Here is a 16895-nt window from a genome sequence, read left to right as displayed (position 1 = left end):
GTTATATTTCTTGACCTGATTACAGTACTCATTTATCTTATCGTTTTACAAATTTATGACAGCATATGAAGCAAACTGCTTTAGCCAACTCCATCCCATTTGCCTCCATCCGCGTTGGCTACCTAAACTATTTAGTAATATTCATTGCCGGACTATGCGCCCCCTTAGGCTTTGCGCCCTTTCATATGCCAGGACTTATGATTTTAAGCCTGGCTTTTTTATATGCCAATCTTAACAATTGTTCACGAAAACAAAGTTTCTATTTGGGATTTTTTTATGGAATAGGCTATTTTGGATTTGGGGTATCCTGGGTTATTGTCAGTATCCATGATTATGGCCAATTAAATTATGTATTGTCGGCCTTAGTGACGCTAATTTTTGTGATGTATTTAGCACTCTTCCCTGCTTTAACGGCTTACTTTTTTAAAGTACTGGAATTCAAACAACATAAATTCCGTTCCATTATCCTATTTAGTGTCCTATGGTGCATTAGCGAATATCTACGCGCTACTTTATTCGGTGGTTTTCCGTGGTTGTTCGTTGGTACTACATTGATTGATACGCCTATCCGCTATCTCACTCCACTCTTGGGGATTTATGGATTAAGTTTACTTTGTGCATTTGTTTCCGCATTCCTGCCCCAGGTTGTCCATGATAATTCTACGAAACGTTATGTTTATGCCATAATTTTATCCTAATTATTATTGGCCCCGCTATCTGCAAAAACATCAATTGGACACAAATGCAAAAAGAACCTATCACTGTTGGCGCAGTACAGGCTAATTTATCCATGCGTGATAAATGGGATGAAACCTTATTTTGGAATTTATTAAAATATTATGAAAATGCGATTAATAAACTGCTGGGAAAACAATTAATTATATTACCTGAGTCGGCCATCCCTCTTCCAGCAAGTTACCTGGATAAATACTTGCACAAGTTAAATGATAAAGCACAAAAAGCAAACAGCACCATCATGTTAGGGATACTACAACCAACAAATGATAGTGAAGTAAATTATTATAATTCCGTTATTACCCTCGGTCAGGGAAAAGGGAAAAAACTCAAGCGGCAACTGGTCCCTTTTGGCGAATATATTCCCAAATCTTTGGTAGCAATTAATCGCTGGCTTAATTTACCTGAACCCAATCTTGTACCAGGAAAAAAACGCCAATCATTAATTAAAATTACGAACCATCCAATTGCAAGCCTTATTTGCTATGAGATTGCTTATCCTAATATTTTGAGAGAGCAAATGCCCAAAGCACAATGGATTGTTTCCATCAGTGATAACGGATGGTTTGGTCATTCGCTTGCAAGTTACCAGCAACTGCAAATGGCACAGGTTCTTTCACTGCTTACCAGCCGTTACCAAGTTGTGGTGAATAATGATGGTTTATCTTCGGTAATTAACACCAAGGGAGATATAGTCGATATTCTTCCTCCATTTAGTGCAGGTATTCTACAAAGTAGCATTTACCCCGCGGAAGGAACTACTCCTTGGATAATTTGGAATGAATACCCCGCATTAATTTTTTGTGCCTTGTTTCTTATTTTTACATTGATTGTTCAATTACACAGAAAGACCACCAAATAAAAATTCGCGCTGCCACTATTGGGGAGCGCGTTACTTCCTCCTTATATGATAAACAATCGAACCAATTACATGCGAATAAGAACTAGATATAATTAACTTTATTCACGAAGTTAATACCCTCACTCCAGCTAAGTTAAAACAAAGTCAAGAAATTTTTCTGTACCACTGAACTGCTGAATTTAGGATTATCTATTGCTGGCAAGCACAAGAGGAGTTATCCTTAGCGATCTTTAAAGTCACTTTTTAATAAATTGGACCATGGATAATACCTACATACCACAAGAGGTTGAGGAACAAGCTCAACAATATTGGCACAAAAAACAATCTTTTAATGTTTCAGAAGATTTAAACAAAGAGAAATTCTATTGTTTATCCATGTTTCCCTACCCGAGTGGAACATTACACATGGGGCATGTTCGTAATTACACTATTGGTGATGTAATTGCGCGTTATCAGCGCGCCCTAGGCAAAAACGTATTACAACCAATTGGTTGGGATGCTTTTGGTCTACCTGCCGAAAATGCGGCGATCAAAAATGGCATTCCTCCTGCTGAATGGACCAAGAAAAATATTGAATCGATGAAAAAACAATTTTTACGTCTGGGTAATGCATACGATTGGCGACGTGAAATCTGTACCTGTGCTCCTGAATACTATCGTTGGGAGCAATGGTTTTTCATCCGCTTATTTGAAAAAGGTTTAGTCTACAAAAAAAATGCCGTCGTGAACTGGGATCCTGTGGACCAAACTGTTTTAGCGAACGAACAAGTCGTTGATGGACGCGGTTGGCGTTCTGGCGCTTTAGTAGAGCGCAAAGAAATTTCTCAATGGTTTATTAAGATTACAGCGTATGCTGATGAACTTTTAAGCTCATTAGATACCTTGGATGAATGGCCTGCACAAGTAAAACAAATGCAACGTAACTGGATAGGTCGTTCCAGCGGAACTGAGATCTATTTCAACGTCAGTAACTATCACAAACGCTTAAAAATTTACACTACGCGTCCTGATACATTAATGGGCGTGACTTACCTTGCTGTTGCCAGTGACCACCCTATTGCTAAAGAAGCAGCAATACACAGTCAAGAAGTTGCTGACTTTATTGCCAGCTGCCAGGGTACTAAAATGGCAGAGGCAGAATTAGCAACTATGGAAAAACGTGGCGTTGCCACAGGCATGACAGCAGTTCATCCGATCACTGGTGAAGAACTACCAATCTGGATAGCAAACTTTGTACTCATGCAATATGGTTCTGGGGCCGTCATGTCGGTACCAGCCCATGATCAAAGAGATTGGGAATTTGCGCACAAATACAACCTGCCAATTAAGCAAGTAATTAAACCTGTTGATGATAAAAATCATGACCTTAAACAATCAGCCTATACTGGCGAAGGCATGCTAATACACTCAGCTCAATTTGATGGGATTAATTCATCGAATGCGATGGAGTTAATCACAGATTTCCTTGAAGAACATGATGCGGGTAAAGCCACCATTAACTACAGATTACGCGATTGGGGTGTTTCCCGACAACGCTATTGGGGTGCCCCAATTCCGATGATCCTGTGTGAACAATGTGGCACAGTACCGGTCCCAGATGAAGATTTACCTGTTCTATTACCAGAAAATGTAGCGATTACAGGCTCAGGCTCTCCACTTGCTCAATGCAAAGAGTTCGTTGATGTAACTTGTCCTAAATGCGGACAGGATGCATGTCGAGAAACGGATACATTTGATACCTTTGTTGAATCATCTTGGTACTATGCTCGCTTTGCTTGCAAAGGACAAGAAAATGCCATGCTGGATGACCGAGCAAAATATTGGACTCCTGTCGATCAATACATCGGTGGAATTGAGCATGCGGTAATGCATTTGCTGTATGCTCGCTTTTTCCATAAACTCATGCGTGACGAAGGCTTAGTTAACTCTGATGAGCCGTTTAAAGCATTATTGACCCAGGGAATGGTATTAAAAGACGGCCACAAAATGTCTAAATCAGTAGGTAATGTCGTCGATCCGAATCATCTCATTGATACTTATGGTGCTGATACCGCACGTTTATTCGTGATGTTCGCATCACCACCAGAACAATCATTAGAGTGGTCCGATGCAGGCGTAGAAGGTGCACATCGCTTCTTAAAACGCGTCTGGGCTTTTGCCTATCAGCACCTCAGTATGTTTACTGATATTAATGATATCATTCTTAGTGGTAATGGGCATGTTAATTGGCAGCAAGTAGACGCTCGTTTGAAAAAGTCACGCCACGTGGTCCATCAAATTTTAGCGCAGGCAACCCATGACTATGATCGCAATCAATTTAATACAGTAGTCTCAGGCTGTATGAAATTGTTCAACGAAATGTCAAGCTACTCGATGGAAACAGAAGACGATAAATTCTTTATTCATTCCAGTATGAGTATCTTACTGCGCCTATTAGCGCCAATTACTCCACACATTGCTCATCATTTATGGCAACAATTAGGCTTTGAAAAGGCAATCATTGATGCCAATTGGCCGCGAGTCGATAAAGGTGCTTTAAAAACAGAGGAAGTAGACTATGTAGTTCAAGTCAATGGTAAGTTAAGAGCGCAATTTACTGCCAGTGCTGATGCAACTGAGGATGTATTAGTTGAAGCAGCAAAAAAACATGCTCATGATTTTCTAGTTGATCTGACTGTTAAAAAAGCCATTGTTGTAGCACACAGACAATTAATCAATTTGGTTGCAGGCTAATGAAGAAACTGTTCATACCACTAATGTTAACTCTGCTTTTATCTGCATGTGGCTTTCATTTACGTGGTATGATCAACATTCCTACCTGGCTAAATAATATTGCGATTATTGTTAAAAATGATGATAAACAACTAAGCTCCATACTTAATGCTCAATTAGAAGGGTATAAGATCCAAGTTAATCCAGACCCTGCGCTTGCAAAATATTGGCTCATAATTAATCAAGTACTCATCCAGCAACAAATTATTAGCGTAGGTGCAAGTACCAATCCCAGACAATATACGTTAATATTAACGATTGAATTTATGCTGCAAACGCGTAAAGGAACAATAATAAAAACACCCAAAACAGTCAGTGTTACGCGTCAACTCACAATAAATAACGACAGAATACTTGGATCTTCTGATGAAGAAAATATTTTGCTTGGTGAAATGAAACAGGACGCGGTGATTCAAATCATTAATCAGCTCAGTCATCGCGATGCAGCAGTTGCAGAATTAACTTCGTAATTGCAAATATAAATTGATCTCACTCCATCAACCGAATAATAAAACACCATGCAAATTAAACAACAAATGCTGGCTCAACAGGTACAAAGAAAAATAGCACCTCTGTACATTCTGGTAGGCCAAGACAATTACCTCCTTGATGAATCATTAGCAACAATAAAATCTGCAATAAAGAAAGATCATGATTGTGATGAACGGGTTCTCACTGTCCAAACAACCGAAGATTGGAATAACCTCCGTGAAGAAGCCAATAGTTACTCATTATTTTCTGATCGGGTATTTTTGAATATTTTCTTTGATAAGAAATCAATAGATGCTGCCGGGAAAAAAATTCTGACTGAATATCTAGGGTCAATTAACTCTCGATGTTTTATTGTTATTAGAGCACCCAATGTCCCCGCAAAACAATTACAATGGCTAACTGCGCACGAACACGCTGTAGTTTCAGTAGCCTACCCTTTAAATGCTACCGCGATGAAAAACTGGATTGCTATAGAGTTAAGAAAGAATGCGCTCAATTATGATCAGCAAGTTCCAGATGTGATTCATCAATATACTCAGGGAAATATGTTAGCTTGCGCCCAGGTTATCGAAAAGATTGCGCTATCTTGCGCTCCAGACAGCAAAATTAGCATACAACAAGCACAAGAACACTTATCCGATCAATGCGACCATAATCTATTTGAATTAATTGATGCCTGTTTACAAGGACAAGGAGATAAGGCTATTCAGATATTAAGGCATGCAGCCAGTGATAAAACAGAGCCCACTTTAGTATTATGGATGTTGACCCAGGAAGTAAGAACTATATTGCAACTTACAAATTTACTGCAACAGCAAATAGACATAAAAAATGCCTCTGCTCAATTAAAAATATGGCCTCAACGTATCGTGCTCTACCAGGCAAGCTGTAAACGCTTAAATAACAATGTATTACAACAACTACATCAATACTGCTACAGCATTGATGAGCGCATTAAATCAAACTTTAGCACACAGGTATGGAACTCACTGGAGAATCTTGCCCTTTCCCTTTGTTTAGGACAATTAGTAGGTATGCATGCACAGTATAGCGATTTTTGGCGGCACCTTTGATCCCATTCATAATGGTCATCTGCAAACCAGTTTAAATATCCAGGCTCATTTTCAGTTCGATACTTATATATTTCTGCCATGCAAAATCCCTACGATAAAACCCCCTGCTTTTGCCAACAATCAACAAAGAGTAAAAATGATTGAGTTGGCAATAAAAGATTACCCCACATTGAAAATCGATTTACGTGAAATTGAGCGTAATACCCCATCTTATATGGTAGAAACACTAGAAAGCTTTAGATTAGAGTATCCAGAAGCAGCAATCACGTTAATTATGGGCTATGATTCCTTCATTTCATTACCGCATTGGTATCAATGGGAAAAATTAATTACTTTAGCCAATATATTGGTGATTAATCGTGATGAGTTTGCGAAACAAGAAATACATGAAATCATGAAAACCTTTTTGAAAACACATCAAAGTAATAATCAGAAAGCCATATTAAAACATCAGGCAGGCACCGTATTTTTATTCGATGCCGGCCATTATGTCATTTCTTCAACAGCGATTCGTGAAGAAATAAGGCTAAAAAAAGATGTAAGTCTCAAACTTCCTAGAGAAGTCTGCCAATACATTAAGGACGAGGGACTGTATTAATAATATTTCCTATAGTGCCACTGACATTTGTATCAACTGACTTTAGATGATTCAGAACCATAGGAAAGTACCCTGAAATCCAATTAACCACGGGCTGAAGTTTGGCACAAATCATAGAACTTTGCGTGTAGGGTTGATAAGGCAATGAAGTCATACTTAAAACGGCCAATATTAATGACACAATGAAAACACCGCGCGCAAAACCAAAGCACATACCCAATATCTTATCCATACTGCTTAAGCCAGTACGTCTTAGCATAAGACCCAATATGAAATTTAAGATACCACCAGCCAATAAAACGCCAAGAACAATAAGAAGAAATGCAATTGCCGAGCATGCAGTTGGACTTTGTATGTAGGATTGTAACCATGGTGTCAAACTTTGCGCATGGTTATAGCCCATCCATATAGCCACTATCCATATACCTAAAGCAATTACTTCTTTAACAACACCTCTAAATAGCCCTGTTAAAGAAGATAGACCAATAACTCCGATAATAACCAAATCGACAATTTGAAATTGCATGACTAGCTAACTCCAGTATTAACTACAAATCCATTTAATCGCATTGCGCTTGCCAATTGAGTTTTTAACTTCACTACGTTGTCCTTAATTGGTGAATGCCCTACATAAACTTTATAAATAGCACCATTTCTACCAGCAATACGAGTGTAATTCGCTTTATATCCCTTTTGCTGTAATTTTGTTACTAACGCCTGCGCATTAGCTAACTGTGAAAAGGAAGCCAGTTGCACAGCATAAATATCTCTTTTAATCGCAGGTTTAGCAGCTGCCTTCGCAACTACTTGCTTAGAAACTGAGGGCGTCCCACTGGCTTTCGCTACAATAACTGGTGCTTTAATTGGTTTAATAACCGGTTTATTTGCCGCAACTTTAATTCGGTGCTTAACCGCATTTTGCGCTGCATTATTTAACAAAGCCAATTCAATTGGTCTTTCGATCTCAAGACTTGGTTCTGCCTTCGCAACAGGAATAACAAGATCCTCTTTAACAGGGGCTGCAGCGATGAAGTCTTCTTTAGTCTGATTTGTTGTTGCTTGAGCTGGAGATGCTGCAGGAAGTTGTACTCTAGCTACTTTAATGGTTTTAAACATTTGTTCTTCATCAACTACAGCAACATTAGGCGCAACCGGTTTAGGAGGCAACTGTACATTAACACTAAAATGGCCATCCAGACGTTGACTGGATTTTTTCATCATAGCTGGAAGAAAAATCGCGCCTAATGATAAAATAACAGACACACCAACTAATCGATGTTTTAATTTTTCATCTATTACTAGTTTCATCGAATCTCCTATTAGGCTTTGCAGCCAGTACATGACCCACAGTAAAAAATGACCCATAAACAACGATTAAATCACCTGGCTCAGCTTGATTTAACGCCGTTTCAAAGGCTAGAAGTGGGTTATTATAACAAATTTCCACATAAATTTCTGCTTTCTTGAAATATGAAAGTAATAAATTTGCACTAACGGCACGTTTCACGCCTAATTGTGCAGGATACCAACGATCAACACAGTTCTTCAATGGTTCAATTAAACCCAAAATATCTTTATCTTTTAGTGCCGAAAAAACAGCGTGAATTCGTCCCTTACTGTCTAATGAATACAATGTATCAGCCAACAATTTTGCGGATTGTGCATTGTGCGACACATCATACAAGATACTTACTGGCCCTTTTTGTAACTGCAAGCGGCCAGGAATAAAAATTTGCCGCATGGCAGCCTGTACCTGTTCAAAAGCTACAGGTAAATCACGCGCTAATAAAAAGACAGCCATAATCGCTGCTGCTGCAGATTTAAGTTGTATTGATGGCTTCGGTAAATTATTTAATTGATGATCACCGCAATAAATACTCCAGCTAGCCTTTTGCTCTGCAAAAGAATACTCTTGGTTAAAAAAATAAGTCGGACAAAAAAGCTTGCTAGCGACATCAACAATTGTTGCAGGTGGATTCACATCGGCATAAATAAATGGTTTTCTCTGGCGCAAAATTCCTGCCTTTTCATAGCCGATTGCATCCAAAGTAGTACCTAGAAAATCCTGATGATCAAAATCAATCGTTGTAATAATTGACAGATCGGCATCAATAACATTCGTAGCATCTAAACGACCACCTAAACCTACTTCAAGAATAATAAGATCTAAACACGCTTGCTTGAAATACAATAATGCTGCAAGTGTTGTCATTTCAAAATACGTTAAGATAATTTGGCCACGTGCCGCCTCTATAGTGCGAAAAGCCATACATAAATCATGATCAGAAATGGGCGTTAGACCAACACGAATACGTTCATTAAATTGAATAAGGTGCGGCGAAGTATAAGTACCAACCTTATATCCTGCTGTATGATAGATGTGTTCAAGCGCCGTTACTGTAGAGCCTTTCCCATTTGTTCCTGCAACCGTAATCACACGACACTCAGTATTTTGTAGTTTTAACTTTTGCGCAACTTCCTGGATACGTGTTAAACCCAGTTGTATTTCCTGAGTGTTTCTTGTTTCAAGAGCAGATAACCACTTAGCTAAATCCCATTCATTGTATGGCTTTACCAAACAAATTCTCCCGATGTATTGAATACCTCTCCCGCTTCTTAACGCATAAACGTCAAGCTAAGGAGAAAAAGCCTTTTGGTTGTTCGCCAAAGCCGTTCGGGCTGAGGCACCTCTAGACTAGCAAGGCTTCGAGACAGCGCTAAAGCACGCCTCGGCCCGAACGGATCGAATAAGTTAAAACACCTTAGTGAAGCCTCTTTATACGCCTTTACGAGTCAATTTAGATACTAATTCAGAAATAACAGAACGAAGCTCTTTGCGTTGTGCGATCATATCAATATGACCATGCTCCAATAAGAACTCACTGCGTTGAAAACCTTCGGGCAGGGTTTGTCGTACTGTTTGTTCAATTACTCTTGGCCCGGCAAAACCAATTAAGGCGTTAGGCTCAGCAATAATTACATCACCTAAACTGGCAAAACTTGCAGAAACACCACCCATAGTAGGATCAGTTAATACAACAATAAAGGGCAATCCAGTTTCGGCAAATTTAGCGAGTGCAGCGGAAGTTTTTGCCATTTGCATTAAAGAAAACAGACCTTCTTGCATACGAGCACCACCACTGGCAGTAAAGCATATATAGGGTCTATGCTCTGCAGTCGCCACATCAATTGCTCGTACAAACTTCTCACCAACGGTAGCTCCCATGGAACCACCCATAAAATTAAACTCAAAACAACTGACAATAATAGGCTGTTGCATCAGACTACCTTTAACAACAATTAACGCCTCTTTTTCACCGGTCGCTTTTTGCGCCTGAGAAATTCTATCTTTATATTTTTTCGAATCTCTAAATTTTAAGCGGTCTTGTGGTTCTAAGGATGCAGCAATTTCTTCTTGCCCACTTTCATCAAGAAATTGTCCAATACGAACGCGCGCAGAAATTCTGTGATGAAAATTACAGGATGGACAAACCATCAGATTCTTTGTCAGCTCGGTACTATACAAAACTTCATTGCAGCCAGAACACTTAAGCCATAACCCCTCAGGAACCCCTTTTTTTTGTGAGGTGTCAGTATTCACTCTTGAGGGTAATAATTTTTTAAACCAACTCATAAATTGGAACCTATATTATGGAATCCTTATATTATACACATAAAAAAATTTTCTTAAATCTATAAGCAAGCCATATTAAATATCCAGGGATTTAATATGGCTTGCTTAGTAAGCTTATCCATTGCAACAAATAGGAAGAATACAAAGCTGACAATGGTAATTAATGCATCGTCCTATACGATACAAGTTGTGCAATAAAACGCAACATATTAATTTTATTAATCATTTTTTTATTTATTTTTTAAAAAAATTTGTTTTTGTCCTAAAGTTTTTTGCAAATTAACCGATAACTGCATTGGGTACGGGAAACACACGATATAAAGTGAGTGACTTGGCTTAATTAAACATAGAAAAAAATCCCAAACCAGGGATCAGGTCTGAGGAGACTATAATATGGCTCAAATTATTAATACCAACATACCATCGCTACTTGCGCAACGTAACTTATCGAAAACCACCGATGCAATGTCTACATCAATTCAAAGATTATCATCTGGTTATCGAATTAATAGTGCACAAGATGATGCTGCAGGCATGGCAATTGTTACCCTAATGACAGCACAAATTATGGGTGTGAATAAAGCAGCACAAAACGCAAATGATGCAATTTCGCTCGCACAAATTGCTGAAGGCGGTATGGGTACAGCTACTGACATTTTACAACAAATGCGGACATTGGCTGTTCAATCAGCAAACGGTACAAACAGCTCTGCTGACCGACAAGCATTACAAGACCAAGTAAGTCAGCTAATCAGTGAAATAGATGATATTGCAAACAATACCCAATTTAATGGTCAGTCGATTCTTAATGGTTCATTTTCAAACACCACATTCCAAATTGGTGCAAATGCAAACGAAACTACTTCCTTCTCGATTGCCAGTATTGCAGCAAGCGCCATTGGTAATCTGGCATCGTTAACTGGAGGCTCTGTAACAGCGACTACTGCAAGTGACATTACTGTCAGTATGGGTGGAACCCCAGGTACCAAAAATATTGCGTCCTCCGCTAACTATGCAACAACTGTAAATGGACAAGGTGCTGGCTCAGCTTATGCTAAAGCTGCTGCACTGAATGCAGCTAATATCACTGGTTTCACCGCCCAAGCATCAACAAGCGGTACAACTGGTACAGTTGCTTTTGCTGGTGGAGCCTATGATTTAACAATTAATGGCGTTACTATATTTAATGGTGATGATACGTCTTTAACTGCAACTACACTTGCTGATACCATCAATGTTGCAAGCAGCCAGACCGGTGTTGTAGCAACTTTAAACAGTACAGCAACTGCAATTACGTTAACTGCAGCTGATGGTCGCGACATTACTGTAACTGAAACTGGTGATACACCATTAACCGCCGCGGGATCATTCACATCAGGAACTGCACTGAATGGTAATTTAACAATCACTGCAAACAACACAGTCTTTCTTGGTGGAACAATTGCTAATATAGGCTTTACTTCTTCAACAATTCTGACCGATAATGTTGGTATCAATACTCTTGATATTACCACTCAATCTGGTGCTCAAACAGCAATCCAACGAATTGACTCTGCTTTATCAAGCATTACAGAAAACCGTTCTGCTATGGGTGCGATGGAAAACCGTTTTGATGCAACCATTGCAAACCTGCAAAATATCTCAGATAACTCTGAAGCAGCTCGCAGCCGTATTCAGGATACTGATTATGCTGCAGAAATGGCAAACTTAACTAAGAACCAAATCCTGCAACAGGCTGGAACAGCAATGTTGTCGCAAGCAAACAGCATGCCACAATCTGTTCTTTCATTATTAAGATAATTGCGGTATTAAAATCGAAGTACAGTTTCTGCTGTACTTCGATTTTTACTTACGCCCCTTAGTGATAAAAGGAGTAAGAAATGTCAATTGAATCGATACCTCCAGCAAATAAATTGCTTCAAACAGATTCAGTAAAACTAAATGATAAAAATATTAAACCACTAACTAAAAGTGCCACATCCAGCCAAAATTTAGATATGGATGTCAAGCAAGTAGTGGATGATGCAACCGGTTTATTACAAAGTATCGTTATAGAAAAGATTTCCGATAAAGTATTGCGTAAACTACCATCAGATGAATATTTGCATTTATTAAGCTTGCTTGATGAAATAGTTAATGGTTCTATTAACAAACGAGTCTAAATAAAAATTACTTATTAATACTAATTTTTGCATCAATCAATAAATTAAGGGACATTATGGGTTTATCATCTCCAGGTATAGGATCAGGATTAGATGTTAAAGGCATGGTTGAAGCTATAGTAAAAGCAGACATAGCGAAGCCACAGTTACGCCATGATAAAAAATTGGAGAGCGTAAATACCGACCTTTCAGCAATAGGCCAGTTAAAAAGCTCTTTATCTAATTTACAAACGACCCTGTCTGACCTATCAAATATCAGTCAATTTTATAAGATGAAAAATTCCATTAGTGAACCAGGTTATTTTTCCGCTACCGTTACTGATCAAGCCCCCCCCGGTGTTTATCAAATACAGGTGCAAGCCTTAGCTCAGGCGCAAAGCCTTGCCAGTGGATATTTTGCAAATAATGCTACTACTGTAGGCAGTGGTCACATTACAATTAACTTCGGCACATACAGCAGTGACAAGAGTACATTTACTGCAAATACTGATGCCACGCCAGCCAGCATTACGATTGCCTCAGGAAGTGATAGTCTTACTGCAATTTGTGATGCAATTAATGCCGCTGATTCGGATGTGAGTGCTTGCATTGTGCAAGACAGTTTAGGTTCAAGATTAAGTCTAACCTCCAAAACAGGCGTTAACTATGCCATGCAAATTACCAGTGATATCGCGGCACTAAATTATGATCCAACAACAAGTAATACTGCATTAACACAGACTATGGCCGCACAAAACAGCCTGGTACAAATTAATGGTATGATCTTAAACCAAAACAGTAATCAGCTTGACAACGCGGTCACTGGCATTTCACTAAATTTAAAACAGGCTGACACGAATCAAACCATAAGTTTGACTGTTGAAAATAATCAAGAACAGTTAACCAGCTCGGTTCGTGACTTTGTAAAAAAATACAATGATGTGATGACATTTCTAAATAATGTAACTAATTACAACAAAGAAACAAAGACACCTGGTTATTTTCAAGGTGATAGTCAAATTAAAAGCCTAAAATTGAATTTGTATCAAACAATCGCTAATTTTAAATCAGCCAGCAGCAGCTCGAGTGAGCTGCTCACTCTGGCAGATATAGGGATTAATACAACCAAAACATGTCTGCTCGAAATCGATGAAAAGGCATTTAGCACAGCAGTCGATACTAATTACGCATCTATTGGCGCGCTATTTGCTAAAACAGTTAATGCAACCGATCCTGCTATTAAAGTTAATTCAGTAGATACTAAAGCATCCGCAGGAGCCTATGATGTGCTCTTGAGTGAGTTTACGCCAGGAGTAAGTATGTCTGGAAGCATTGGCGGTCTACCTGCCACATCAACAGATGGTGTAACATTAATAGGAAGTGGCAATTTAAGCTCATTATCTATTAGCGTTCTTGCGGGTAATGTCGGTAATCGCGGCCAAATTCTGGTTAATGATGGCCTAGCCGTTTTAATGGATCAGATGTTAGATAAGTACATCGGAAAACAAGGAGAGTTTGATCAACGAACCCAAACGTTGGATAAAAAAGTGACTCAATTAGCTAAAACTCAAGAACAAATCGTTGCGCGTAGCGATACACTTACAAAAAAATACATGAAACAATGGAATGCGGTTGATCTGTTAATTTCAGACTTACAAAGCACTAGCGGCATGCTTACCCAGTTATTAACTAATTTATCTCAATTAAAAGTTTAAAAACTAAATATTAAGAGATTTTACTTTATGAAAAATCCATACAACCACGTAGTAAATGAGTATAAAACAATCGAATTAAAAACTCGTGTTGATGCAGCAGACCCACATGAGTTAATTAATTTATTATTGCAAGGAGCAAGAAATCATATTGCCGCAGCTCAAGGTAATATGGCGCGCAAGCAGCTTCGAGAAAAAGGGGAACATCTTAGCAAAGCATTAAGCATTATAGCTGGATTGAAATCGAGTTTAAATCAAGAAGAAGGCGGCGAAATAGCGGCAAATTTATTCAAACTCTATGATTATATTGAACGCTTAATTTTAAAAGCTAATTTAAAAAACGATGCAGAGCTACTAATTCAATCAAGTTCATTGTTAACGCAAATACATGATGCATGGAAAGAAATCGCGCCCAATAAACCAAAAGCAAACTAAACTAATTTCCTTTTTAATCAATAAATCCCTCTTTGACTAAAGGCTTATAGCCCGGGGGCAGGAGCCACTGCCATTAAGTTAATGATTTTATGCTTCAAATTTCTCAGAGTCCTGTTGTCCCCGCGTAGGCGGGGATCCATTCCTCACTGGCTATAATGCCAATTCATGGATGGGTATTTCTTATCTCGAACTAAAGTTAAATAATATTTAATTTTCAGACATCCACGAATAAATAAAGTTATTTTTCATAATGCCGCTAAAGAACGTATGAAGCCCTAAATTGAGATCGTTATTATGAAAAAAATAATATCAATAGCAGTCTCAGCTTATCTACTGCTGAACACACAGTTTACATTTGCCTATACACGGTATGGGGAGTCATTATGCAACTCACCTGATTATTTCTGCATCAAAATTAAAACAGGTGAAAGTTGGGATAACCTTTTTCCTGATGCAGAGGAACGCGATATGGTTCGACGCATTAATCGCATGAACGTGACTTTACGTCGCGGAATGACGATTGCCGTGCCAAAAAATATTGACCGCCTAACCATCTATGACGTATCTCCCTTCCCTAGGTACATTGAATCAACTGGTGAAAAAACAATCTATGTCAGTCAAAAAAAAATTAGCCTGGGCGGCTTATGATGTTGATGGCGAATTACTCTGGTGGGGACCAATTTCTTCTGGTCTTGGTAAATGTCCTGGTGTGCGTGGTGGCTGCGCCACACCGACAGGTTCATTTCGTATTGTTCGCAAACAAGACATCGATTGTGTTTCCACTGTATTTCCCCAAAGAGCAGATGGTGAAAATGGTGGTGCCTTAATGCCTTATTGCATGCACTTTTTCCGCGGCTATGCCTTACACGGCAGTTATGATGTACCAGGTTATAGAGCGAGTCATGGTTGTGTACGAATGTTTATTGAGGACGCACGCTGGCTAAATGAAGAGTTTGTCGATCTTCCTGGTGGAGGAATGCTAGGAACTCGTGTTGTAGTCGATGCCCCTGATGACACCAGAGAACGATAGATAATTACCAAACAACCTGACACTATTTTATTTAGTGAAATTCAAGTTCTAATATGTTATCTTTAGCGGTTGACTTTATGATTAAAAAAACTGCACTACAGGCGTAGGATAAGCAAATATCCCAGCATGTGTTCTGGCACCAGCAATAAAATCAAAATATATTGTTGCATTTATAGCCCAACGACGGTGCTATTTCCAGTTTTTAATTTACCTAAATCAACGCAATACGATAAACCTGGAGAACGATAAAATAATGGCACACTACAATACACAATCTGGAACAATGGAAGGTTCAAAGGATAAATCGCTAATGCCTTGGATAGTATGGGGATTGGCTTGTTTATTCTATTTTTATGAGTGTCTATTACAAGTTTCTCCTGGTGTGATGAGTAATGAATTAATGAGGGACTTCTCAGTAACCAGTCAAACCCTGGGAATTTTATCGGGAGTTTATTTTTATTCTTATGCAGCCATGCAATTACCCGGCGGTGTATTAATGGATTATTTCGGTCCCCATCGCCTGTTAACGTTAGCAACTATAGTTTGTGCTAGCAGTACCATTGCTTTTGGTATGACTGATAATTTTTTTATGGCTTGTATTGCGCGATTAATGATCGGTTTTGGTTCTGCGTTTGCAGCGGTAGGTACCATGAAATTGGCAGCAAACTGGTTCCCTGCACAACGCTTCGCGTTACTTACCGGATTGATGGTTACTATTGGTATGTTAGGTGCGATTGGTGGTGAAGCCCCATTGGCCCTGTTGATCGACGGCTTTGGCTGGCGACAAAGCATGCTGATTATGGGGGCAATTGGTCTTGTTCTTGCGGTATTGCTGTTTTTTATTGCGCAAGATACCCCTAAAAACTATGATCCAGAAGCACATCATCATGCTGAAGAAGAAGAGCTATTAATGCCAAGTTTAATGGCCTTAATGAAAAACAAGCAACTGTGGCTGGTCGCCTGTTATGGCGGTTTAATGTATATGGCAACCCCTGTTTTTTGTGGCCTTTGGGGCGTTCCCTTCTTAATGAATAAAATGATGCTTACAAAAGCAGCCGCAGCAAACTACATCTCTCTCGTATTTATTGGTTGGGCAATTGCCAGTCCTTTATGGGGAATTTTTTCAAATCGTATCGGCTTACGTAAACCACCAATGTACATAGGATGTGTTGGCGCTCTTATTTGTTCTGTGCTTTTCATCTTCGCACCAATTAGCTCATCCATTTTAATGGAAATCTTACTCTTCGCCTTTGGTATTTTTTCAGCTGGTTTCTTACCCGCATTCACTGTAGCCAAAGAATTATGCAATAAAAAATACGTAGCCTCCGGTTTAAGCTTCATGAATATGATGAATATGATTGGTATTGCCTTAGCACAGCCCTTAATTGGCTGTATCCTCGATAAATTATGG

14 protein-coding genes and 2 pseudogenes are annotated in these 16895 nt (G+C 38.9%); 12 read left to right on the top strand and 4 right to left on the bottom strand.

Annotation, left to right across the window (positions count from 1 at the left end):
* Positions 1 to 65: 65 nt before the first annotated feature.
* From LDG_RS20445 to nadD, 6 genes are all read left to right on the top strand, one after another.
* Positions 66 to 698 carry a hypothetical protein gene (locus LDG_RS20445; protein WP_006872746.1) on the top strand — a complete coding sequence of 211 codons (633 nt, stop codon included), beginning with the start codon at positions 66 to 68 and terminating at the stop codon, positions 696 to 698.
* The gene (gene lnt / locus LDG_RS20440; protein WP_324602971.1) at positions 692 to 1597 is read left to right on the top strand and encodes an apolipoprotein N-acyltransferase; all 906 of its coding nucleotides are present in this window, start codon (positions 692 to 694) and stop codon (positions 1595 to 1597) included. The genes LDG_RS20445 and lnt overlap by 7 nt, the downstream gene beginning before the upstream one ends.
* A gap of 258 nt (positions 1598 to 1855) precedes the next feature.
* The gene (gene leuS / locus LDG_RS17220) at positions 1856 to 4330 is read left to right on the top strand and encodes a leucine--tRNA ligase (protein ID WP_006872744.1); all 2475 of its coding nucleotides are present in this window, start codon (positions 1856 to 1858) and stop codon (positions 4328 to 4330) included.
* Positions 4330 to 4839 carry an LPS-assembly lipoprotein LptE gene (locus LDG_RS17215; protein WP_050805593.1) on the top strand — a complete coding sequence of 170 codons (510 nt, stop codon included), beginning with the start codon at positions 4330 to 4332 and terminating at the stop codon, positions 4837 to 4839. Before leuS ends, LDG_RS17215 begins: the two co-directional genes overlap by 1 nt.
* 48 nt (positions 4840 to 4887) lie before the next feature.
* Positions 4888 to 5934, top strand: a complete 1047-nt coding sequence (holA, locus tag LDG_RS17210) for a DNA polymerase III subunit delta (protein WP_006872742.1) — start codon at positions 4888 to 4890, stop codon at positions 5932 to 5934.
* Positions 5900 to 6532 carry a nicotinate-nucleotide adenylyltransferase gene (gene nadD / locus LDG_RS17205; RefSeq protein ID WP_006872741.1) on the top strand — a complete coding sequence of 211 codons (633 nt, stop codon included), beginning with the start codon at positions 5900 to 5902 and terminating at the stop codon, positions 6530 to 6532. The genes holA and nadD overlap by 35 nt, the downstream gene beginning before the upstream one ends.
* Here nadD and LDG_RS17200 read toward each other — a convergent pair.
* From LDG_RS17200 to accD, 4 genes are all read right to left on the bottom strand, one after another.
* Complete coding sequence (locus LDG_RS17200; protein ID WP_006872740.1) at positions 6510 to 7058, bottom strand: CvpA family protein; 549 nt, start codon at positions 7056 to 7058, stop codon at positions 6510 to 6512. The two genes, nadD and LDG_RS17200, sit on opposite strands and share 23 nt — an antisense overlap.
* Positions 7059 to 7060: 2 nt before the next feature.
* Positions 7061 to 7840: an SPOR domain-containing protein gene (locus LDG_RS17195; RefSeq protein ID WP_006872739.1), complete on the bottom strand. Its 780-nt coding sequence runs from the start codon at positions 7838 to 7840 to the stop codon at positions 7061 to 7063.
* Positions 7821 to 9110, bottom strand: coding sequence for a bifunctional tetrahydrofolate synthase/dihydrofolate synthase (gene folC, locus LDG_RS17190; RefSeq protein WP_006872738.1), 1290 nt, complete (start codon positions 9108 to 9110; stop codon positions 7821 to 7823). The genes LDG_RS17195 and folC overlap by 20 nt, the downstream gene beginning before the upstream one ends.
* Before the next feature lie 198 nt (positions 9111 to 9308).
* Positions 9309 to 10166, bottom strand: coding sequence for an acetyl-CoA carboxylase, carboxyltransferase subunit beta (accD, locus tag LDG_RS17185; RefSeq protein ID WP_006872737.1), 858 nt, complete (start codon positions 10164 to 10166; stop codon positions 9309 to 9311).
* Between the two features lie 393 nt (positions 10167 to 10559).
* Here accD and LDG_RS17180 point away from each other — a divergent pair, with 393 nt between their 5' ends.
* The 6 genes and pseudogenes from LDG_RS17180 to LDG_RS17155 all read left to right on the top strand — a co-directional run.
* Positions 10560 to 11966 (top strand): flagellin N-terminal helical domain-containing protein, encoded by a 1407-nt coding sequence (locus LDG_RS17180; protein ID WP_006872735.1) that lies wholly within the window; start codon positions 10560 to 10562, stop codon positions 11964 to 11966.
* Between the two features lie 80 nt (positions 11967 to 12046).
* Positions 12047 to 12328, top strand: a complete 282-nt coding sequence (locus LDG_RS17175) for a hypothetical protein (protein ID WP_006872734.1) — start codon at positions 12047 to 12049, stop codon at positions 12326 to 12328.
* Positions 12329 to 12384: 56 nt separating this feature from the next.
* Entirely contained in the window at positions 12385 to 14022 is a 1638-nt protein-coding gene (fliD, locus tag LDG_RS17170) for a flagellar filament capping protein FliD (RefSeq protein WP_040536494.1), read from the top strand.
* 27 nt (positions 14023 to 14049) lie between these two features.
* On the top strand, positions 14050 to 14454 hold the full coding sequence (gene fliS / locus LDG_RS17165; RefSeq protein WP_006872731.1) for a flagellar export chaperone FliS: 405 nt from the start codon (positions 14050 to 14052) through the stop codon (positions 14452 to 14454).
* A 294-nt stretch (positions 14455 to 14748) separates the two neighbouring features.
* Positions 14749 to 15484: pseudogene (locus tag LDG_RS17160) on the top strand (L,D-transpeptidase).
* 253 nt (positions 15485 to 15737) lie between these two features.
* Positions 15738 to 16895, top strand: a pseudogene (locus tag LDG_RS17155) (MFS transporter); the annotation flags it as partial.

Origin of the sequence: Legionella drancourtii LLAP12, assembly GCF_000162755.2 — a bacterium.
In the GTDB taxonomy this organism is placed as follows: Bacteria; Pseudomonadota; Gammaproteobacteria; order Legionellales; family Legionellaceae; genus Legionella; species Legionella drancourtii.
The sequence above is the reverse complement of the archived record's forward strand: the minus strand, read 5'-3'. Positions and strand labels throughout refer to the sequence as shown.